The following is a 20,440-nucleotide window of genomic DNA, read 5'->3' as shown; positions in this document are numbered from 1 at the left end:
CAGGAGATAAAAAAGTTTTTTAATCCTGGAAAATCCCCCAGCGACTGGATGCACTCGCCCACAAAGAAACCGGGTTTTTACCGAGATTGAGGGTTTGAAGCAAGTATTTGTCAAAAAACCCGGTTTCTGACCTCCCATGCGTCCCAGACTGTAAAAACAATCCCATCTAGAATCCCAAATCTAAAATCGACATGGCTTCTTCCAATACTCCAAAAACAAGTGCTAGAGGCTCTCGCGACTCTCGAAAACACACGCCGAAAGCAAATACTAAAGGGCTTTACCAAAGAGCATTTAAAGAAGCTTTTGTCAAGCTCAACCCCCGGGTGATGCTGAAAAATCCGGTGATGTTTGTGGTGTGGGTGGGCACAATTGTAACTGCACTTTTGACTGTCGATCCGACGCTGTTCGGCCCGGTTCCCGGCAAGAATCAAGTTCTTTTTAACGGGCTGGTAACGTTAATTTTGTTCTTCACTTTGGTATTTGCTAATTTTGCGGAAGCGGTGGCGGAAGGCCGCGGGAAAGCGCAAGCAGATGCGCTGCGATCGACTAAAGCTGACACCACAGCCCGCAAACTCTTACCAGACGGTTCAATTCAAGAAGTTAGTTCGACATCTCTCAGACGCGGCGATCAAATTAAAGCGATCGCAGGTGATGTCATTCCCGCCGACGGCGAAGTGATCGCGGGCGTGGCGTCGGTGGACGAATCTGCAATCACCGGCGAATCGGCGCCGGTACTGAAAGAACCGGGATCGGACATCTCCAGTTCCGTCACCGGCGGTACGCGCATCCTTTCTGACGAGCTGACGCTGCGGGTGATGGCCGACCCCGGTAAGGGGTTTTTGGACAGGATGATCGCGCTGGTGGAGGGCGCTGAAAGGTCGAAAACGCCGAACGAGATCGCGCTGACGGTGCTTTTGGCGGTGCTGACTCTGGTGTTTTTGATTGTGGTATCGACGATTCCGCCGATCGGCAATTACGTCAGAACTCCTGTGGGCGTGGTGACGCTGATTTCGCTGCTGGTGGCCTTGATTCCGACGACGATCGGCGGTTTGCTGAGCGCGATCGGCATTGCGGGGATGGATCGCGTCGCTCAATTTAACGTGATAGCGACCTCCGGGCGCGCCGTGGAGGCTTGCGGCGACGTGAATACGTTGATTTTGGACAAAACGGGGACAATCACGCTGGGGAACCGTTTAGCCGAGGAATTCATTCCGGTAAACGGTCACTCGCTGCAAGAAGTGGCGCAGGTAGCGCTGACTGCGAGCGTATTTGACGATACTCCAGAGGGAAAGTCGATCGTCCGTTTGGCTCAAAATCTGGGCGCAGCCGTGGATTTCGATCGCACTAACCCTCAAGGATCGACTGGGCTTGATTTTTCCGCAAAAACGCGGATGTCGGGCACCGATTTACCCGATGGTACCGAGGCGCGCAAAGGTGCGGTGGATGCAGTGAAGGGTTTTGTGCGATCGCGCGGCGGCAACATCGGCCCCGATCTCGACGAAGCTTACGAGCGAGTTTCGCGGTTGGGAGGCACACCATTAGGCGTTTGTCAAGGCAACGACACCTACGGCATTATCTATTTGAAAGATGTGATTAAACCCGGAATTCGCGATCGGTTTGACCAACTGCGAAAAATGGGAATTCGCACTATCATGCTCACCGGAGATAATCGAATTACAGCATCAGTAATTGCCGACGAAGCCGGAGTTGACGACTTCATCGCCGAAGCAACTCCCGAAGACAAAATCGAAGTAATTCGCAAGCAACAAGCAGAAGGCAAATTAGTAGCAATGACGGGAGACGGAACCAACGACGCACCCGCACTAGCCCAAGCAAACGTCGGACTGGCGATGAATTCCGGCACCCAAGCAGCCAAAGAAGCCGCCAACATGGTTGACTTAGATTCTGACCCTACAAAGTTAATTGACTTAGTAACAATCGGCAAACAATTGTTAATTACTCGCGGCGCGCTCACCACCTTTTCGCTAGCCAACGACATCGCCAAATATTTTGCAATTATTCCGGCAATGTTTGCCCCCGTTGGCGCTTTAAATATCATGGGTTTAGCCAGCGGTCAATCCGCAGTTTTGTCCGCCTTAATCTACAATGCCCTGATTATCCCCGCTTTAATTCCGCTCGCACTAACTGGTGTCAAATTTCGACCGCTAACTGCCAATCAACTGTTGCAGCGCAACATATTAATCTACGGATTGGGCGGAGCCATTGCACCGTTTATCGCCATCAAAATCATTGATGTTTTCATTGCAGCCGTCGGGTTAGCATAGGAAAGTTCGGCAGCGACAGATGTGCGGGATTTAACCGACAAAAAGGAGAGTCAAACACAGGAACATTAATCAAAAGATACGCGCTCTCATGTCTGGTCGATTAACATAACAAAAATTGTTCGTATAACATAACAAAAATTGTTCGTAGTGCGGACTTCAGTCCGCAGAATAAGAGCGGACTGAAGTCCGCACTACGAACCTTACTACGAACCTTACTTATTTCGGTTATATCGATCGGAGGCTATCTGAGGTATTTTGTCAAGTAATTTAAGTAAACAAAACCGAGGAATTATGAAACGAAACGATTTGCTGAACGATATTTTGCCCAGAGATTTTCAAGAAACCATCGAGTTAGGACAAATGCTGTGGCAGCGCCACCCCATCCCAGTGCAGCTATTTCTAGTAATGTGCTTTAACTTAATAATTGCCCCGGCTGTTTATGCCGCAGCCGATGAAGGTTTAACAAAAAAAGCTGCCTGGGGTTTAAGTCTTTTGGGTTTAGTAATCATCGGACTCGCAGTTTATTTGTTTGTCGTAATTTTACAGCCAGAAAGATTTTAGGTATAGCGTGTAGGGCGCACAGACTCCCAGAAACCGGGTTTTTTACCAAATCTGCGCCCTCAAACGAAATATTTCGCGAAAAACCCGGTTTCTTGCCCCCCGCGTGTAAATCCTTCTTCCTTCTTCCTTCTTCCTTCTTCCTTCTTTCTTCTTCCTTCTTCCTTCTTCCTTCTTCCTTCCTCCTTCATTGAGGTAATTTATGAGAGAATTAATCAGAGCCATCCGCGTGACTTTAGTTTTGTGGGGAATCACCGCAATTATCTATCCCTTAATCCTGCTAGCGATCGGTCAACTAGCTTTCAACTCCCAGGCAAACGGCAGCTTAATTACCAAGCAAGGAGTTGTAGTCGGTTCCTCGTTAATCGGTCAACCCTTCGCTTCAGAAAAATATTTTTGGAGCCGTCCCAGCACCACAAATTACAGCAGCTTTGCAGCTACCGATTACGACCCGACAAAGGCAGATAATTTAAGTCAGAGAACAGGGGTTTCGGGAGCTAGCAACCTCGCTCCCAGCAACTCAGATTTGCTGAAACGTGGCAATGAAAAAGATGGTTTTCAAGGCGTACAAGTGGAATTAGCCCGCCTCAGCCAAGCTGGCATCAAACCGACTGCGGATTTAGTGTACACTTCTGGTTCTAGCCTCGACCCGCACATTAGCGTAGAATCAGCTAGGGCGCAAATCGAGAGAGTAGCAAAAGTGCGATCGCTCAATCTCAATCAAGTAGAAATGTTGGTAGCCAAAAATACAGACGGCAGATTTATCGGCCTTTTCGGCGAACCGGGAGTTAACGTCCTCAAACTAAACCTAGCTCTCGACGGTTTACCATAGTTTAGAGTCATTAGTCATCAGTCATTAGTCATCAGTCATTAGTCATCAGTCATTAGTCGGTTAACTGTCAACTGTCAACTGCCAACCGTCAACTGTCAACTGTCAACTGTCAACTGTCAACTGTCAACTGCCAACTGCTATGATTCACTCTAGCGAACTCACCAACAATCCAGACGCGATTTACGCCCAACCTAACCGCACTTACGATCGCACGCGCCGGGGAAAGCACAAAATATTTATCGGCATGGCCCCCGGTGTCGGCAAAACTTTCCGAATGCTGGAAGAAGGCCACAGACTCAAATCTGAAGGCATTGATGTCGCCATCGGACTATTAGAAACCCACGGGCGGAAACAAACGGCAGCTAAAGCCGAAGGACTGGAAATAGTGCCGCGAAAACAAATGATTCGCGGCGAAAAAGCACTTACCGAAATGGATACCGAGGCGGTAATAGCACGACGCCCCCAACTAGCATTAGTAGACGAACTTGCTCACACCAATATTCCAGGTTCTCTGCGAGAAAAGCGATATCAAGATGTCGAAGAAATTCTTAATGCGGGAATCGATGTTTTTTCCACGCTGAACATTCAGCACATAGAAAGTCTCAACGATTTAGTAGCACGCATTACCGGAGTTGTAGTGCGAGAGCGAGTGCCCGATCGCATTCTGGAAAAAGCTGACGAAATAGTAGTAGTTGATGTCACGCCGGAAACTCTTGAAGAAAGGTTGCTAGAAGGCAAGATTTATGCTCCCGAAAAAATTGAACAATCCTTAGAAAACTTTTTTCAGCGCCGTCATTTAATTGCATTGCGGGAACTCGCCCTGCGAGAAGTTGCAGACAACGTTGAAGAGGACGCAGCAGGTTTAAAAGGTCAATATTGCAACATTCACGAACGAGTTTTGGTTTGCGTTTCGACTTATCCGAATTCCTTGCAACTGCTGCGGCGCGGCGCGAGGCTCGCTAACTACATGAATGCTCCTTTTTATGCTGTATTTGTCAGCGATCCAGACAGATTTCTAACAAAAGCAGAAAGCTTGCACGTCGAAACTTGTGAAAAACTTTGTAAAGAATTTAACGGGCAATTTTTGCGGGTAAACGGCACTAAAATAGCTCAAGCGATCGCAGATGTAGCGAAACAGTATCGGATTACTCAAATTGTGATCGGCGAAAGCCAGCAATCCCGCTGGAATTTGCTGCTGCGAGGTTCCTTGACTCAAAAGTTAGTGCGATCGCTCAAAAACGTAGATTTGCACATCATCGCTACCGAAAAAAATGGGAATTGTAATTAGTCATCAGTCATCAGTCATCGGTCATCAGTCATCAGTCAGATGATATCCGGTCAATTAACCATAATACTTGTAGGGGCGGGTTCACCCACAATCTCTAATTCCCACTCACAATCTATATCAACCCGCCCCCACCACGCGACAAAATTTGATTGCGCCCAATTAAGAGACATCGCATAACAACTGCAACTTTCGGAGGATAGCAGACTCTAGCTGACGGCCGATGCGCCAGAAGGTAGAGTCTGTCACGATCGCACTTGTCACGCCTGATTAAAAGTGCGATCGCTATGGTAGATCATTACATTCTCAACTTGCTAGTAATTGGCATCCTCCTGCTCACAGTCACCTTGGGCTCGGGATGGATTGCGCGATTACCAGTATCTTATGCCTTAATTTATCTAATTGTCGGTATCGCATTGGGGCCCTACGGCGTCAAGCTGATTGAATTGCGCCCCCAAGCTCAAGTTTTAGAAAGACTCACAGAATTTGTAGTTCTTGTTTCCCTCTTCAGTTGCGGCTTAAAAATGAATCGCCCGCTGCAACTTTGGGCGTGGAATTCCACCGCGCGGCTGCTGGGTTTTTTAATGCCGATTTCGATTTTTGCTGTTGCTGCGATCGCTCATTGGTTTGTAAAATTAGATTGGGGCCCTGCCATTTTACTAGGAGCAATTCTGGCGCCCACAGATCCAGTTTTAGCCTCAGAAGTTCAGATAGCTGATATAGAAGATCGCGATGAGTTGCGCTTTGGCTTAACATCGGAAGGGGGATTAAACGATGCTTTAGCTTTTCCCTTTGTTTATTTTGGCATTTATGCGCTAAAAGATAGCAACTGGCCGAATTGGTTTTCGCAGTGGGCCGCAATTGATTTGCTTTGGGCCGGCACCGCAGGTATCGTCATGGGCATTTTAGTAGCTAAAGCAGTCACCTGGATAGATTTAAGACTCCAGCGTTACAGGCCTGCTGACGAACTAATGGAAGATTTCATCGCTCTCAGCACAATTTTGCTCACCTATTCCCTCACAGAAGTAGTCAACGGCTACGGATTCCTCGCAGTTTTTGTAGCAGGAATTGTGGTGCAGCGCAGTTACCGCAACCCCGAAAAACCGCTTTCGCAACTGCACTTTACCGAGCGGATAGAAAAGTTAATGGAAGTAGGAACAATTTTAATATTGGGTTCCATATTGCGCCTAGAAGCTCTGGTGGCACATAGCAGCTACGCCCTCTTAATAGCTGGATTGTTAATCTTTTTTATCCGGCCTGTGGGAGCTTGGATCAGTACGATCGGCAGTCGTTTACATCCCGCCAGCCGCTTGCTGTGCGGTTGGTTCGGCATTCGCGGCGTCGGTTCTATTTATTATCTTGCCTATGCTTTCGGTCACGGCTTAAAAGGCGAACTCGGCGAAAAAATTGCCTGGATTACCTTTACAACCATCGTCATTTCTGTGATTGTCCACGGCATTAGCGCCACCCCATTAATGAACTGGTACGAGCGCCGAATCAAACCAAAAGTACCGGATTTAATTTAATCCATACAAATATCTATTTTCGAGCGCCCCCAAAGCGCACAGCGTAGCTTTCTGGGTTCTGTCGCAAAAATGGTAAGGTGGGGAGACTCAATTTTCTTCTACCTAAAATTAAATGGCTGCTCAATCCTTGTTCAAGTGGTGTCACTTTTTGCCAGAGCTCATCTTGCTCAATGTCCGGTGGTATTGGGAACTGCGGCAGATTCAATACTTGAACAACATCATTGAGCAGGAACACTGGAACGTCAAGCGGATTGTAAAACCGATGATAGGCTTCCAATCATTCACCAGTGCGAGAAGAACGTTGAGTGGGATTGAAGCGATGAGTACGATCCCGAAAGGACAAGTGAAAGGAATCAACAAACGGGACAGTGTGTCTGAAGTGAAGTTCATCTAAGAACTGTTTGGAATGTGGGTTAAAACAATACGATTGGCACAGTTCGTTTGTCGCTTCAAAAACCTTCCGACAGAACCAGAATCCCGTGCATACCGGAGTGAGCGGTGCTGATTTCGTCGAGGAGATGTTGACAGCGACCCGCGATGATGACTTGATTACCGCGTTGATAGAACGCCTCGGCAAGCGCACGACTGATGTCGCTTGTGCCACGAGTGATGAGGATAGTGTTGTCCGTGAGATTCATTGGTGTTATTCCTGCAAAGATGTCGAAATGAAGGAGGTCAGAGTTTGTAAAGAGCTTTATGCCAAAGCTCTTTACAAACTCAAGCGGTCTGCTACACTAGCGCTTTTGCCGCGATCGCATTCAGATCGGCCACTGCTTGCTGCGGAAGTTGCAGCGTTGCAGCTTTGATATTCTGACGTAAATGCTCAACCGATGACGTGCCCGGAATCAGCAAGATATTGGGGGAGCGCTGAAGCAACCACGCCAGCGCGACCTGCATCGGCGTTGCGTCCAAGGATTTAGCAGTCTTTTCAAGTACCGAGGATTGTAGCGGCGTGAACCCACCCAACGGAAAGAACGGTACATAAGCGATGCCCTGCTGTGCAAGATCGTCGATCAAAGCGTCATCTTCCCGGTGTGCAAGGTTGTACTGGTTCTGCACACAGACAATCTCCGCGATCGCTTGCGCCTCTGCTACCTGGGTCGCCGTGACATTGCTCAAACCAAGGTGACGAATTAGTCCCTGCTTCTTAAGCTCGGCTAAGGTCGTGAGCGGCTCGGCGAGAGAACCCTCCGAAGTTCCGTGACCGTCACCCATCAAACGCAGATTGACGACATCGATCGCATCGAGTCCGAGGTTCCGCAGGTTGTCGTGAATCGCTGCGGTCAGTTCCTGCCGCGACATTGCGGGAACCCATGAGCCATCTTCAGGACGACGCGCTCCAACCTTGGTGATCGTCACCAAATCTTCGGGATAGGGATGCAGCGCTTGTCGAATAATCTGATTGGTGATGTGAGGTCCGTAGTAGTCGCTCGTATCGATGTGATTCATGCCCAGTGCGATCGCTTCGCGCAAAACAGCAATAGCTGCATCCATATCTCGCGGCGGACCAAAAACCCCTTTACCCGCAAGCTGCATCGCGCCGTATCCCATGCGATTCAAGGTCAGTGAAGTGTTCAAAAGTGTAAAAGTGCCGCCAAGATTCGTTTGCTTAGACATAGTTTGCTCAGACATATTACTTGTTTGTCCAAGAGTTTTTCAGTGATTAATGAAAGCAATTCGGAGAGTTTGTGATTGAGATTGTTGTCTGCGATCGCAGACATCTCCTGCTGAAGAATAGACTCCCGTTATCGTTGATCATTTGTTGCGACTCACAAATACTTGTTCATAGTCACCGTTCCTTTCCGCAAACCGTTCCGCTTTGACACGATCAACAAGGATTTCGCCGTATGGCGGGTTTGGAGTGCTGAGAATCTGCATCACTTCAGCAATAAAGTCAGCAAGTGGCATTGCGGCAGGATCGGTCGCCTGACTCGCCCCACCAAGCTCCGTCTGTACATAGGGTGGGGCGAGTTCGAGAACCTCCACAGAGGTTTCCCGGAGCTGAACGCGGAGCGACTGCAACCAGGAGTGCAGAAAAGCCTTGCTCGCACAGTAGGTTGGATATGGACTGATGGGAACAAAAGCTAACCCGGAAGTAGTCGTGACGATCGTTGAATGCGGCTGCTGTTTGAGTGTTGGGAGGAGTAACGCAGTGAGGTGAAGTACGGCAACAACATTAGTCTGAATCATAGACTGCACTACAGAGAAATCGATCGAGTCTGAGGCGAGGTCTTCCATCTTAGCGATTCCGGCATTGTCGATCAGAACATTGAGTTTAGGGAACTGCTCTCGAATGTGGGACGCAAAGGCTTCGATGTCCGCCGAGTTTTGAACGTCAAGTTGAATCCCGTGCATTCCAGAGTGGGCGGCGGTGATTTCGTCGAGGAGATGCTGGCGGCGACCCGCGATGATGACCTGATTTCCGCGTTGATAGAATGCTTCGGCAAGTGCACGACCGATGCCGCTTGTGCCGCCAGTGATGAGAATGGTGTAGTCGGTCAGATTCATTGGTATTGTTGCTACAAAATAATGTCGAAATGAAGGATGTTAGAGTTTGTCGATCGTCACGGTGTTGCAAAAGCTAGAAATTCGATCGGTGCTTATTCGCCACTTACGCGCAGCACGATTTTGCCCAGGTAGTGCTGCTTCATCGCATCTTGCGCTTTTGCCGCCTCTTCGAGCGGAAACGTCTGCGCGATGTGAACTTGAAACTCACCCATGTCGATCGATCGATTGAGTTGGTCTAACAACATCCGGTCAGCGAATCCGTTTGCTTTCTTAAGTTCCACGCCGTCGGGTGCTTTAGGTTCGGGCAGCACACCATTCGGAAACGAGATAATCCCGCCCTGACGCACTAGACTCAGCGTGGATTGAACGGTGTCACCGCCCACCAGCACCAGCGCACCATCGAAGCCATTGGGCGCAAAGGCACGGGCGCGTTCGGCAATGTCGTCGCTGTGCCCGTCCACCACTTCATCCGCACCTAATTGCGTAGCTAGCGCTACACCGTCTGCACCCGATGCGATCGCGAACACCCGCGCCCCCATCCGCTTAGCCAGTTGCAGCGCGACGTGACCGACACCACCACTCGCGCCCCACAGCATTAATGTAGTTTCGTTGCCCGTTCCCAGCGCTTGCAAATTGCTGAGTGCCGTGATGCCAGCAATGGGCAACCCGCCCGCCATCAAACTATCGAGACCATCGGGTATCGGCGCGATCGTTTTCTCGGAGACGGCGACGTATTGGGCATAGCTACCGCCCTTGTCGTTCATGAAGGTTTGTGCATAAACGCGATCGCCAACGGCAAACTGCTCAACCCCGTCGCCAATCGCAACGATCGTGCCTGCACATTCGCCGCCCAGCACGCGCGGAAAGTGAACTTCGTTGTATATCAGATTGCCTTCACGCTCCATCTCATCCCAGATGCCAACCCCAGCGATCTCGATACGAATCAGAACTTCGCCTGCGTCTACCGTCGGCACGGGCAAGGTGTGCAACGTCAGCTTGTCAGAATGACCGAACTCGTCAACCGCCATTGCGTTCATGTGTTGAGGAGTAGTTTGCATGAATAGGTTCTCCTGTAATTGATTCAGGCTAAAGAAATACAGCAGTTTTTAGCAATATGAGGTACAGTCTGGCGTGGGGCATGGGGCATGGGGCATCTTGCCCGCTCGCGAAGTCGAAGGGTGGGCATGGGGCATGGGATTGCCCCGTGTACCTCATAAACCTGCAATCTGCTATAAAGATGCGGTATCGTTTCCTAGCCTCTTCAAGGTTTCGCTTGAGATGCTTTCATCTTATGAATTCGATTCCGTGTTTCCAATGCCTAAAGCTCTTTGATGCTTGCCTCATTCTCCAGCAGAGATGACTCAAGGACTTTTATAATCGGGTAAAGCATTGTGTAAGTTGAGGCTTTACCATGACTGCCAAAATTCCTAATTCTGATGTCGTTGCCGATCGGTGCCAAGCACTGGCAGCATTAGTGGCGAGGCACACCGAGTCTGGCGGCAGCTTGATCTATCCAACTGCGATCGCACCTTTGAGCTTTTCGCGAGCAGATGCAACATCTGCTGTCATCTACCACGGTAGTGAACCAGGGCTTGCCATTCTCGTTCAGGGTAAGAAGAACATGGTCTTGGGTGAGGAAACCTATCCGTTTGAGGCGGGGCAATGTCTAGTTATCTCCGTTGAACTCCCCGTCGGTGCGTGTATTGTTGAGGCGACACCCGATCGGCCGTTTTTAGGATTAAAGATAACTTTAGACCCCCTGCAACTCTGTGAGGTCGCGGCTCAAATGAATTTCAGTTCGGGGAAGAAAGAGAACTCCGTTCGCGGCTTATTTGTAGGCAACGCTGATACCACCTTGCTCGACTGTGCCCTTCGACTCACTCAGCTTTTAGATACGCCTCAAGATATTCCCATGCTGGCACCGATGATCGTTCGGGAACTCTACTACCGTTTGCTGAGCGGGAAACAAAGCGAAGCCGTGCGCCAAATTGCGACATCAGGCAGCAGTATGCAGCGCGTTGCTGAAGCCATCAAACGGATCAAGGCTGAGTTTACTCAGCCGATGCGAGTCGAGGATTTAGCCAAGCAGGTGAGGATGTCTACTTCATCGTTTCATCAGCACTTCAAGCAAGTGACCTCAATGAGTCCAATTCAATATCAAAAGCAGTTAAGACTGTTAGAAGCACGTCGCCTGATGCTGACGGAAGATTGCGATGCAACCTCTGCTGCCTATCAGGTTGGGTACGAAAGTCCCTCACAGTTCAGCCGGGAATATTCACGCCTGTTCGGTGCGCCACCTATCAAAGATATTGAACGTTTACGGGTCGCGTAAACCCGATCGATGCCCTATCAAGCGAGGAGCGTTGGGTTCTGTCGATTAGAAATCAAATTCACAAATGCGATCGACAACCTTCAGTTTCTCCATTAGTTTCGCTCATCTCTCAACTAACAGAGAAATCTCACGAGATCGCACTTTTAACAACTTATTTTCTCAGTCTGCATTCTCGAAGAAATTAAGCGCAGCATCATTGCCGCAACTAGCAACACAGTCCAAGGTAAATATACGATCGCCGATTTGAAAATCTTGGTAGCGAATTCAAACGTAAAAGCCAGCCAAAAATAGTGCATTCCAGCATTGTGCAATATTTTCCATGCCCGTTGACCGATCCATGCTGCCGATCGCTCAAAAGATGTTACAGCCATCGCAAACAGGAAGACATAGCCCAAGATGCCCAGAGGGTCAAACCCAGGCGACGCGCCAGAAGTTGCAAACCACAAGCCACTCCAGGCGATCGCGTGATAAGTATGCGACACAGCCATCGACAGCCCGAAATAACGGCGATTTTTTAACAGCCACTGCGTAAAAGTATTTGGCCAAAGCCTGCGAAGTGCCGAAGCAACAAAAGCACAGAGAAACAAGACACACGAAGTACGAGCAGTTGCTCGAATCGCCAACCGCATCGCTGGTTCATCAACACCATAAATTAGCCAGATTGCAGCAAGCATAACACCAATTATCAGCGCCGAAAAACCAACAATGCTCCATCCTGCAACAGCAAATTTACTTTTTTTCATCCTGGTAAATCCTTACAATAAATTCTCATATCCTGTCCCAGGGAACACCACAAACAAATAGGTTCGTAGTGAGGACTTTAGTCCGCACCAATTCAAGGACTAAAGTCCTTACTACGAACCTTTTGACTGCAAGTAATCGACAGGAGGCGAGATCAGTACATACTAAATTTAGCGATCGCCCGCAGCCGCCGTCTTGCCCGATCTTCGCAAAAATGTCCTAATCTTCCCAACCTTCAAAGCGAATCTCTATAAGCCTTTGGCGTAATTTTGACCTGTTGGCGAAAAACTCTAGTAAAATGACTCTGACTTTGAAAGCCGACTGCGAGACAGACTTCCACCAGAGTCAACTCCCGTCGCCCGAGCAACTGCTTCGCTTTCTCAATGCGGCATTTCATCACATATTGATGCGGTGTAACACCTGTAGATTGCTTGAACAAAGTAGCAAAATAATGCGGGCTAATCTGCACAGCACTGCTCAGAGTTTCCAAACTCAAATTAGCATCTAAATTTTGCTCAATATAATTGAATACTTGCCGTAGCTGATACTTGCACAACCCGCCCGTGTAGTTTTTAATCTCAGGAGTAAAAGAACAGTAGCGCCTCAGCAAATGCACAGCAAGCGCTGTCCCCATGGACTCTGCATACAGGCGACTGTCTGCACCTCCGGCTGCTAATTCTTGCTTCAAAGCCAGCCCCATATGCTGAATTAACGGATCGCACAGGTGCAACTGCGGCACCAACTCAATTTTATCTGAATTCACAGAGTCAAAAGCAGCGCGAGCAAGCATTGCAGGCGCGAGAAACAGATCTATTAATAGAACTTCGCGATCGACAAATGTTCTCGGAAAAGTTTCAGTAGCAGAAAAAATTGCAATATCGCCCCTAGCATAATCTACCTCTTGCCAACTTCCATTAAACATAAAACTCGCCCGAAAATCATTTTCAGCGATGATGAGCAAGTGATGTTCTAAATCCATTGCCGGCATTTCGTCAGCAGGTTCTAGCTCATAAATGAGATTCAAACCATCCCATCCCGCTTCAAAGCTAGAAAGGAGGTGCAAATGCGGTGCAGGTTCATTATCAGACACGGCAAATCTCAACTGCGATCGACAAAAACGGTTTGTAGTGAGGACTTTAGTCCGCAGATTTAGGCGGTTTGTAGTGAGGACTTTAGTCCGCAGATTTAGAGGACTAAAGCCCGAACGATTGAACTAATGTGATGGCGATGCGATGGGTTTCACCCCAACTAATAAAGCGAGTTCCCGCCACTTCCAATAACAATCTACCTCACCAAAACCAATTTCTCTAAACCAGCCCAGTTGTGTCTCCACATCCAGCAATTTATTAGAGGGATCGTCGGGTGAATCGCTAATACCCAGCGCCACTCGAAACTTCTCATGTAAAGCCTGTGTTGGCGACGCTACGTGCTCCAAATTGCAAAAAATGCCTCCGGATTCCAAAAGCTCGAAAATCTCGGTGTAGAGGGCAAATTTGCGCTCGTCCTCCACGTGATGGATAGCAAAACTCGAAACGATCGCATCAAACTTGCCCAAATCCGGCAGAGGTTGGTCAAAATTGTGCTCGATTACCGTGACAGTATTGTCATCAGCAAAGCGAGTTCTAACTTTTTCTAGCATTGTCGGTGAAAAGTCGATCGCCACCGATTCAACAAGAGGGCGATCGCACTTAAGCAAACCCAACAACCGCCCATCGCCCGTACCCACATCCAGAATCCGGCGCACAGTTGGTGGCACCTCCTCCAGCAAAACCGCTTCACCCTCAGTGCGGTGAGGAATCCCATCAGCCTTAGCCAGATACCACAAAGCGTGTTCCGCCGAACTCCAAAGATTGACTTGACTCATAAATAGTTGACAGTTGACAGTTGACAGTTGACAGTTGACAGTTAACTTCGGAGGGCGAGGTTGTTCAGACGGGGATTTAAACCGATCGATAAAAACAATCCGCCCGCACTTGAACGGGGCTAATAACCCTTGATATTTAGTAAATATCGCCGTTTTTATGCGTAAAAATCCAGCTATTGCCGTCAGCTTTCGCGATTAAGTCATCATCGGGATAATTCGCGGAATCACCAGGAGTGCGATCGCCAATTTCCAGATAAACAACATCAGCATTCGAGCGATTAACCAAATGATGCCCGTCAGCATCACCCGCCCGAAAACCCGCCGCCATACCCGGTTTTAGCACTTCCTCACCCGCATTAGAAATCAAAGTAACTTCACCTTCGAGAACGTAGATTAACTCATCTTGACGGCTGTGCCAATGCCTGAGAGCAGAACAACTTCCCGGCGCCAGCCGCACCAAATTCACCCCAAAATTCTGCAAACCCGCAGCATTACCCAAACGTTTTTTAACCCTTCCCGCCACCGCAGATTTAAATTGCTGGGGATAATTCGAGCCTGTACTCTCCGGCACATTTTCAGGATTGACAATCATCTCACACTCCTTTCAGTAGTTGTGAACTCTCTCTCTTTTCTTCCTTCGTGTCCTTTGCGTCTTCGCGGTTAGTTATTCCAAAGGTTTCAAAGTAGTAGGATTTTCCCGAATCGGCTTAATAAAACGGCTGTTAGCCCGCACAAAACAATTACCCTTATCTGTGGAAATCGGCAACCAAGGTTTACCCTGAGAATCAGCAATCATAATTTGATTCGCATTATTTCCAGTCACCGCTTGCAATCGTTTTCCCCGGCGAAAAGCAGTCACCACAGGCCACTGAGAAACATTGTGCTTATTCTTTTCAAACAACTCATCCGGCGCATCAAGAGCATCCACAGAAACCGATCGAAATCGCTGAGCCATCCGACAATTTAACCCTTGAGAATCCGAATCAACAACCACCCAATTCACCTGCCTGTTCCCCCGCTGTCTCGCAGGCGGCACCGGGTAATCACCTTGCGAATTAGCAACAGGTATTGCTAAGGCTAAATTAGCCCCCAATCCCAAAATCCAAACAACTGCCAGAGAAACAATTCTAATTTCTGCTTTCATTGATACAAAAAAGTCATTTAATCCAGATTAATTACAATCGTAGCAACCTCTCGTGGCGATCGCGAAATTCCTAATTGCTGAAACCGTTTGTTCCCTCTGCCTTCTGTCAACTGACAACCGTCACAACCGTCAACTGACAACCGTCACAACCGTCAACTGTCAACTGTCAACTGTCAACTCATTAAGAATGTGTTATAAATATTGAGATTCATTAAGAAATATTGCTCAAATGCTCCTTTCCCCCTCTGGCGCCAGCAAACTCAAAGAATCTTTAAAAGAAAAAGTATTCTTCGGGAATGAGCCAACCCCGGAACTCATAGCTATCTTACTGATTTATTTCGTCCAAGGCATTCTCGGACTAGCTCGCTTAGCCGTCAGCTTCTTCCTCAAAGACGAACTCGGCATGAGTCCCGCCGAAGTCTCAGCAATGCTGGGCGTCGTCGCCCTACCTTGGATTATCAAGCCCGTTTTCGGCTTCATGTCCGACGGTTTGCCCATATTCGGCTACCGCAGACGGCCTTACATCGTCCTCTCCGGGCTGTTGGGAACTTCAGCATGGGTGAGCCTCGCAACAATTGTACACACGCCGTTAGCCGCTACAGGGGCGATCGCCCTTAGTTCCCTATCCCTCGCAGTCAGCGACGTAATCGCCGACTCCCTAGTGGTAGAAAGAGCGAGAAAAGAAACAGTGAGCGATGCCGGTTCCCTGCAATCATTATCTTGGGGTGCATCTGCGATCGGCGGACTAATCACCGCCTACCTCAGCGGTTCCCTGCTGCAACACTTCAGCACCCACACCATCTTTTTAATCACCGCATCTTTCCCGCTCATAGTATCAGCAACAGCCTGGTTAATTACCGAAGAAAAAATCAACAAAAGAACCGACTTTGCCACAGTCAAAGACCAACTAAAACAACTGCGTCAAGCTGTTACGCAAAAAACAATTTGGCTGCCCACCGCCTTTCTATTCCTGTGGCAAGCCACCCCAAGCTCAGACTCCGCCTTCTTCTTTTTCACCACCAACGAATTAGGCTTTCAGCCAGAATTTCTCGGTCGAGTGCGCCTAGTTACCAGCATAGCCGCCCTCGTAGGGATCTGGCTATTTCAGCGCTACCTCAAAGCAATTCCATTTCGAGTAATTTTCGGTTGGTCAACAGTCATTGCCAGTGCCTTGGGCATGACTACATTATTATTAGTAACTCATGCGAACCGAGCCTTAGGAATTGACGACCAGTGGTTCAGCATTGGAGACAGCCTGATCCTAACAGTAATCGGACAAATTGCTTATATGCCCGTGCTGGTACTCTCCGCACGATTGTGTCCCAAAGGAGTCGAAGCAACACTTTTTGCCCTGCTGATGTCAATCACCAACTTAGCCGGACTTTTGTCCTACGAAGGCGGTGCACTTTTGACTCACTTGCTGGGAATTACCGATCGCAATTTCGACAACCTCTGGCTGCTAGTAGTCATCGCCAACCTATCCACACTGCTACCCCTGCCCTTCTTAAATTGGCTGCCCGCCGCCAGCACAGAAAGTGGCGATCCAGACTATCAACAATCTCTCCCAGTATTAGAACCAGAAATGGGCTGTACCAAACCGGGCGGACAGCATTTTATGCCCGAATACTTTCCCGACTTAGTACCGACATCAATCCCCGAAAACCGCAGCATAGAAAAACTCAGCTAATCCCAATTAATCTGCGTGTATCTGCGTTCATCTGCGGTTAAAAAACGATTCCATTAATTTACAAATGCCAAACTTACAAATTTCCCAGCCTCAAACAGCAGCCCAAAAACCATCATACACTCGCAAAGACTGGCAGCGCGGCTACGAATCCCAGCCCAACGAAGCCGACTACTGGATCGACGACATCGAAGGCGAAATCCCCGCAGGCTTACAAGGCACATTCTTTCGCAACGGGCCCGGATTGTTGGATGTAAACGGTTCACGCATCCACCACCCCTTTGACGGCGACGGGATGATTTGTGCGATCGCAATTTCAGACAAACGCGCCCACTTCCGCAACCGATTCGTGCGTACCGAAGGCTACCTCGCCGAACAAAAATCAGGAAAAATCCTGCACCGAGGCGTATTCGGCACACAGAAACCCGGAGGCTGGCTCGCCAACATCTTCGATGTCAAAATCAAAAACATCGCCAACACCAACATCATTTATTGGGGCGACAAACTGCTAGCACTCTGGGAAGCAGCACAGCCCTACAGACTCGACCCCCGCACCCTAGAAACCCTCGGATTAGACACCCTAGACGGCATCTTAGAACCCGGTGAAGCCTTCGCCGCCCACCCCAGAATTGAAAAAGGCAAAAATGGAGCCGGAGACAGATTAATCAACTTTTCCGTCAAGCCAGGTTTGTCGAGTACAATTACCATTTACGAACTCGACGAAAGCGGCAAACTTTTACAAAAACACGCCCACGCCATCCCGGGGTTTGCCTTTTTGCACGACATGGTAATTACCGAGAATTACTGCATATTCTTCCAAAATCCCGTCAGCTTCAATCCGATACTTTTCTTATTAGGATTTAGGAGTGCAGCCCAGTGCATTCAATTTTCACCCAACAAGCCCACCCAAGCAATTTTAATTCCCCGCAACGGCACTGACGCGGTGAAAATATTAGAAACAGAACCTTGTTTTGTTTTCCACCACTGCAACGCTTGGGAAGAAGCAGGCGAAGTTTTTGTAGACTCAGTTTGCTACGAATCATTTCCAACAGTAGAACATGACGGCGATTTTCTGGAAATTGATTTTGACACCATTCCAGCGGGCGAATTGTGGCGGTTTAAGTTAAATCTGCAAGACAAAACCGTGCAGCATCAAGTTGTTGAAACTCGGTGCTGCGAATTTCCGACTCTGCATCCGAATAATGTCGGACAACCTTACCGATATCTTTACATCGGCGCGGCTGACTCTCCCACTGGGAATGCTCCTTTGCAAGCTATTCTTAAAATAGATTTCCAGACGGGTGATAGGCAACTTTGGAGTGTAGCGCCGCGCGGCTTTGCGGGAGAACCGGTGTTTGTTCCCCGTGGCTCGGGCGTCTCGCCTGAAGCTGCAAGGGCTGAGGATGACGGTTGGTTGCTCGTTTTGATGTATGATGCGGCTAATCATCGATCGACCTTAGCGATTCTAGATGCCCGCGACATCACCAAAGGCCCCGTAGCGCGCCTGCATTTAAAACAGCACATACCCTACGGTTTGCACGGCAGTTTTACCCCCAACGTACTGCTTCCGGAGAACTAAAATCAAATTGGTTCGTAGTGAGGACTTTAGTCCGCATCCGTCAAAGGACTAAAGTCCTCACTACGAACCTTTTGTATTGCGGGGAATTCTAACAACAAGTCAAGACATAAAATATCCATAATTAATGCCAACTGTCAACAAATTAAATCTCAAAAAAATACTTATTTTAATTTGCAGCCTCACCGTAACTTTGGCAATTATCTTATCTATTTACTCTCACAATGCTAATGCCCAAGAACCCTACAGCGCCTCTCCCGATACTGCTGTAGCCCCGAAAGGCTTGGTTGAGGTCAAAATGACGGGAATTGGGGTAGATCCCGTTAAAAACGAATTAGAGACCCGCTTGCAGTTTGAACTCAAAGGTATTTACAAAAAAGGGCCAACTTACCCCGCTCAAGATTTGTTAATGACAGTTAACGGCGCCAATGTAGAAGATTCGGAAATTACCTTTAAAGAAGGCAAGCCGATGATTGTCCCGGCATTAAAGTTTAACTTAGTCAAGGGCAAAATCAACAATTATCCATTTGACACGCACATTGCTAAAGTAGCTATTTCCATCGATCCGCTGGCTTCGATGGGCAAAAAGTTTGCTCCCTTTGAACTCAATCCTGTACCGCTGGCATTTAAGTTTAATGCCGATGTTCCCGGCTTCGACATCAGTTATAAGCCACTGGAAGAGAATTCATCTATCTTTATTTATATCGATGTTTCTGCAACTCGATCGCTGCCGGTGAAATTTTTTGCCTTGGTGATTATTGTGATTATGTGGGTGCTGTCAATTATGGCGCTGTTGCTAGCATTAAAGGTGATGAAATCCGGGAAGTTGCCGGAAGTTGGAATGCTGAGTTGGACTGCTGTAATGCTGTTTGCTTTTCCCGCTATTCGCAACGCTCAGCCGGGAGTTCCGCCTGTAGGAACGGCTAGCGATTTCCTATCGTTTTTTTGGACGGAAATTATCGTTGTAGTCGCGTTGGTGATTATCGGTAGCTGTTGGTTGAAGCGCTATCATCCGCCCATTGATGAGTAACATAGTTTGTAGTGCGGACTTCAGTCCGCTGCATGAAAGCGGACTGAAGTCCGCACTACAAACTGTCAATTTTTTACCTGTAAATTCTCAATATCCTTAGCGGGTACGCCCAAGCCGCGCAAGATAGTAAAAGCAATGATTCGATATCCCGACGGATTCGGGTGAACTCCATCGGCGGCTAACAAATTCAGAGTTTTGCCCGCGTGTTTTTGATAGGTGCCGATTACTTCCCGAAACGGCGCATTTAAATCGATAAATAAACACTGATTTTGCTTCGCAATTTCTCGCATTGCGGCAACATATTCTTGCAACCTGCGATTTTCGGGGCCGTCGAGAATCTCGCGGATGGGAGTTGGGGAAAGCAGCACGACTCGAATTCCTGCGGCTTTGGCTGCCAGCACCATTTGAGTTATTTTGTCTATATATTCTGCCAGCGGTACTCCGGCGGCTAAGTTGCCTTGCGGATGAAACTGAAGGTTTTGGAAGTCGAAGAAAGCGTGCCAAACGTCGTTTACTCCGGCGTTGATCGTGATTAAATCTGGCTTTTTGTCGATCGCATCTTTCTGAAAGCGCGCCTGCATATCACTCGCCTTGTTACCGGAGATGCCCGCGTTGACGATCTCGATTTTGCGATCGGGATATAGCGCATTCAGATAGCGTTGCAGCAGCCAAACGTAACCTCCGGGGTATTTCGCGGCTTCGGTGATGCTGTCGCCCACCGTCACAATTCTGCGCTTCCCTGCGAGTACGTTTTGGATTTCTGGCGGCGGCGATGCTTGGGATACGGGTTCTTTAAACACGGGAATTAAGGAGTGAGGAATGTTGAAGGCGATAACAGCAGCAATTAGGGCGAGGACAAGTCTGATTAACACTTGCTGTTTCGGGGATTTGGGACGGGGCGATTCCCTACGGGATAGCTTTGCTTCACGCACATTTGGAGACATTACGCAGTTTTTTACTAAAAGCCTAACTATTGAGGTCGGCAATAATCATATCGATTTTTGGATTTTTTGTCACTTATTGACTTGAGTCAGGACTTACGGACAAACACCAGTTTCTACGCAAATCCACAATC

Annotated in this window: 21 protein-coding genes; 11 read left to right on the top strand and 10 right to left on the bottom strand. The window is 48.4% G+C overall.

Annotated features, from left to right (window positions below; translation table 11 throughout):
- Positions 1-191 precede the first annotated feature (191 nt).
- From kdpB to QUB64_RS09650, 6 genes are all read left to right on the top strand, one after another.
- Positions 192-2,285 (top strand): potassium-transporting ATPase subunit KdpB, encoded by a 2,094-nt coding sequence (gene kdpB / locus QUB64_RS09675; protein ID WP_333268011.1) that lies wholly within the window; start codon positions 192-194, stop codon positions 2,283-2,285.
- Between the two features lie 291 nt (positions 2,286-2,576).
- Complete coding sequence (gene kdpF / locus QUB64_RS09670; protein WP_333268013.1) at positions 2,577-2,846, top strand: K(+)-transporting ATPase subunit F; 270 nt, start codon at positions 2,577-2,579, stop codon at positions 2,844-2,846.
- A 199-nt stretch (positions 2,847-3,045) separates the two neighbouring features.
- Positions 3,046-3,675: a K(+)-transporting ATPase subunit C gene (kdpC, locus tag QUB64_RS09665; RefSeq protein ID WP_333268015.1), complete on the top strand. Its 630-nt coding sequence runs from the start codon at positions 3,046-3,048 to the stop codon at positions 3,673-3,675.
- Between the two features lie 139 nt (positions 3,676-3,814).
- A complete protein-coding gene (locus tag QUB64_RS09660; RefSeq protein WP_333268017.1) occupies positions 3,815-4,963 on the top strand; it encodes a universal stress protein in 1,149 nt (382 codons plus the stop codon).
- 254 nt (positions 4,964-5,217) lie between these two features.
- A complete protein-coding gene (locus tag QUB64_RS09655; RefSeq protein ID WP_333268019.1) occupies positions 5,218-6,486 on the top strand; it encodes a cation:proton antiporter in 1,269 nt (422 codons plus the stop codon).
- A 112-nt stretch (positions 6,487-6,598) separates the two neighbouring features.
- On the top strand, positions 6,599-6,880 hold the full coding sequence (locus QUB64_RS09650) for a DDE-type integrase/transposase/recombinase (RefSeq protein WP_333268022.1): 282 nt from the start codon (positions 6,599-6,601) through the stop codon (positions 6,878-6,880).
- A gap of 55 nt (positions 6,881-6,935) precedes the next feature.
- On the opposite strand, the gene QUB64_RS09645 is transcribed toward QUB64_RS09650, so the two are convergent.
- The 4 genes from QUB64_RS09645 to QUB64_RS09630 all read right to left on the bottom strand — a co-directional run bounded on the left by QUB64_RS09645 (position 6,936) and on the right by QUB64_RS09630 (position 10,052).
- Complete coding sequence (locus QUB64_RS09645) at positions 6,936-7,124, bottom strand: hypothetical protein (protein WP_333268024.1); 189 nt, start codon at positions 7,122-7,124, stop codon at positions 6,936-6,938.
- A gap of 91 nt (positions 7,125-7,215) precedes the next feature.
- Positions 7,216-8,103 (bottom strand): aldo/keto reductase family oxidoreductase, encoded by an 888-nt coding sequence (locus QUB64_RS09640; protein WP_333268026.1) that lies wholly within the window; start codon positions 8,101-8,103, stop codon positions 7,216-7,218.
- Positions 8,104-8,241: 138 nt separating this feature from the next.
- Positions 8,242-8,994, bottom strand: a complete 753-nt coding sequence (locus QUB64_RS09635) for an SDR family oxidoreductase (protein WP_333268028.1) — start codon at positions 8,992-8,994, stop codon at positions 8,242-8,244.
- 92 nt (positions 8,995-9,086) lie between these two features.
- Entirely contained in the window at positions 9,087-10,052 is a 966-nt protein-coding gene (locus tag QUB64_RS09630; RefSeq protein ID WP_333268030.1) for a quinone oxidoreductase family protein, read from the bottom strand.
- Positions 10,053-10,125: 73 nt separating this feature from the next.
- Here QUB64_RS09630 and QUB64_RS09625 point away from each other — a divergent pair, with 73 nt between their 5' ends.
- Positions 10,126-10,326 (top strand): hypothetical protein, encoded by a 201-nt coding sequence (locus QUB64_RS09625; protein WP_333268032.1) that lies wholly within the window; start codon positions 10,126-10,128, stop codon positions 10,324-10,326.
- Positions 10,327-10,405: 79 nt separating this feature from the next.
- Positions 10,406-11,326: an AraC family transcriptional regulator gene (locus tag QUB64_RS09620; protein ID WP_333268035.1), complete on the top strand. Its 921-nt coding sequence runs from the start codon at positions 10,406-10,408 to the stop codon at positions 11,324-11,326.
- Between the two features lie 143 nt (positions 11,327-11,469).
- Here QUB64_RS09620 and QUB64_RS09615 read toward each other — a convergent pair whose 3' ends face one another.
- The 5 genes from QUB64_RS09615 to QUB64_RS09595 all read right to left on the bottom strand — a co-directional run bounded on the left by QUB64_RS09615 (position 11,470) and on the right by QUB64_RS09595 (position 15,075).
- Positions 11,470-12,069, bottom strand: coding sequence for a hypothetical protein (locus QUB64_RS09615; RefSeq protein WP_333268037.1), 600 nt, complete (start codon positions 12,067-12,069; stop codon positions 11,470-11,472).
- Between the two features lie 233 nt (positions 12,070-12,302).
- A complete protein-coding gene (locus QUB64_RS09610) occupies positions 12,303-13,157 on the bottom strand; it encodes a helix-turn-helix transcriptional regulator (RefSeq protein WP_333268039.1) in 855 nt (284 codons plus the stop codon).
- A gap of 123 nt (positions 13,158-13,280) precedes the next feature.
- Positions 13,281-13,931, bottom strand: a complete 651-nt coding sequence (locus QUB64_RS09605; RefSeq protein WP_333268041.1) for a class I SAM-dependent methyltransferase — start codon at positions 13,929-13,931, stop codon at positions 13,281-13,283.
- Positions 13,932-14,067: 136 nt separating this feature from the next.
- Complete coding sequence (locus QUB64_RS09600; RefSeq protein WP_333268043.1) at positions 14,068-14,523, bottom strand: cupin domain-containing protein; 456 nt, start codon at positions 14,521-14,523, stop codon at positions 14,068-14,070.
- Positions 14,524-14,595: 72 nt separating this feature from the next.
- The gene (locus QUB64_RS09595; protein WP_333268045.1) at positions 14,596-15,075 is read right to left on the bottom strand and encodes a hypothetical protein; all 480 of its coding nucleotides are present in this window, start codon (positions 15,073-15,075) and stop codon (positions 14,596-14,598) included.
- Positions 15,076-15,304: 229 nt separating this feature from the next.
- Between QUB64_RS09595 and QUB64_RS09590 the strand changes: the two genes are divergently transcribed.
- From QUB64_RS09590 to QUB64_RS09580, 3 genes are all read left to right on the top strand, one after another.
- Entirely contained in the window at positions 15,305-16,762 is a 1,458-nt protein-coding gene (locus tag QUB64_RS09590) for a folate/biopterin family MFS transporter (protein WP_333268047.1), read from the top strand.
- A gap of 64 nt (positions 16,763-16,826) precedes the next feature.
- Complete coding sequence (locus tag QUB64_RS09585; protein WP_333268049.1) at positions 16,827-18,338, top strand: carotenoid oxygenase family protein; 1,512 nt, start codon at positions 16,827-16,829, stop codon at positions 18,336-18,338.
- 124 nt (positions 18,339-18,462) lie between these two features.
- Entirely contained in the window at positions 18,463-19,365 is a 903-nt protein-coding gene (locus QUB64_RS09580) for a DUF4436 family protein (RefSeq protein ID WP_333268051.1), read from the top strand.
- Positions 19,366-19,430: 65 nt separating this feature from the next.
- Here the strand turns inward: QUB64_RS09580 and QUB64_RS09575 are convergent, their stop codons facing one another.
- The gene (locus tag QUB64_RS09575) at positions 19,431-20,309 is read right to left on the bottom strand and encodes an SGNH/GDSL hydrolase family protein (RefSeq protein WP_333268053.1); all 879 of its coding nucleotides are present in this window, start codon (positions 20,307-20,309) and stop codon (positions 19,431-19,433) included.
- Positions 20,310-20,440 lie beyond the last annotated feature (131 nt).

Origin of the sequence: Microcoleus sp. Aus8_D2, assembly GCF_036702665.1 — a bacterium.
Taxonomy (GTDB): Bacteria; Cyanobacteriota; Cyanobacteriia; order Cyanobacteriales; family Microcoleaceae; genus Microcoleus.
Note: the sequence above shows the minus strand (reverse complement) of the source record. Positions and strands in the feature narration are given on the sequence as shown.

What these genes read in the sequence shown, in the direction of transcription:
- QUB64_RS09575 (WP_333268053.1), bottom strand. Translation starts at nt 20,309, where the DNA reads ATGTCTCCAAATGTGCGTGAAGCAAAGCTATCCCGTAGGGAATCGCCC.
- QUB64_RS09605 (WP_333268041.1), bottom strand. Translation starts at nt 13,931, where the DNA reads ATGAGTCAAGTCAATCTTTGGAGTTCGGCGGAACACGCTTTGTGGTAT.
- QUB64_RS09640 (WP_333268026.1), bottom strand. Translation starts at nt 8,103, where the DNA reads ATGTCTAAGCAAACGAATCTTGGCGGCACTTTTACACTTTTGAACACT.
- QUB64_RS09595 (WP_333268045.1), bottom strand. Translation starts at nt 15,075, where the DNA reads ATGAAAGCAGAAATTAGAATTGTTTCTCTGGCAGTTGTTTGGATTTTG.
- kdpB (WP_333268011.1), top strand. Translation starts at nt 192, where the DNA reads ATGGCTTCTTCCAATACTCCAAAAACAAGTGCTAGAGGCTCTCGCGAC.
- QUB64_RS09585 (WP_333268049.1), top strand. Translation starts at nt 16,827, where the DNA reads ATGCCAAACTTACAAATTTCCCAGCCTCAAACAGCAGCCCAAAAACCA.
- kdpF (WP_333268013.1), top strand. Translation starts at nt 2,577, where the DNA reads ATGAAACGAAACGATTTGCTGAACGATATTTTGCCCAGAGATTTTCAA.
- kdpC (WP_333268015.1), top strand. Translation starts at nt 3,046, where the DNA reads ATGAGAGAATTAATCAGAGCCATCCGCGTGACTTTAGTTTTGTGGGGA.
- QUB64_RS09580 (WP_333268051.1), top strand. Translation starts at nt 18,463, where the DNA reads ATGCCAACTGTCAACAAATTAAATCTCAAAAAAATACTTATTTTAATT.
- QUB64_RS09615 (WP_333268037.1), bottom strand. Translation starts at nt 12,069, where the DNA reads ATGAAAAAAAGTAAATTTGCTGTTGCAGGATGGAGCATTGTTGGTTTT.
- QUB64_RS09650 (WP_333268022.1), top strand. Translation starts at nt 6,599, where the DNA reads ATGGCTGCTCAATCCTTGTTCAAGTGGTGTCACTTTTTGCCAGAGCTC.
- QUB64_RS09630 (WP_333268030.1), bottom strand. Translation starts at nt 10,052, where the DNA reads ATGCAAACTACTCCTCAACACATGAACGCAATGGCGGTTGACGAGTTC.
- QUB64_RS09660 (WP_333268017.1), top strand. Translation starts at nt 3,815, where the DNA reads ATGATTCACTCTAGCGAACTCACCAACAATCCAGACGCGATTTACGCC.
- QUB64_RS09590 (WP_333268047.1), top strand. Translation starts at nt 15,305, where the DNA reads ATGCTCCTTTCCCCCTCTGGCGCCAGCAAACTCAAAGAATCTTTAAAA.
- QUB64_RS09620 (WP_333268035.1), top strand. Translation starts at nt 10,406, where the DNA reads ATGACTGCCAAAATTCCTAATTCTGATGTCGTTGCCGATCGGTGCCAA.
- QUB64_RS09600 (WP_333268043.1), bottom strand. Translation starts at nt 14,523, where the DNA reads ATGATTGTCAATCCTGAAAATGTGCCGGAGAGTACAGGCTCGAATTAT.
- QUB64_RS09645 (WP_333268024.1), bottom strand. Translation starts at nt 7,124, where the DNA reads ATGAATCTCACGGACAACACTATCCTCATCACTCGTGGCACAAGCGAC.
- QUB64_RS09635 (WP_333268028.1), bottom strand. Translation starts at nt 8,994, where the DNA reads ATGAATCTGACCGACTACACCATTCTCATCACTGGCGGCACAAGCGGC.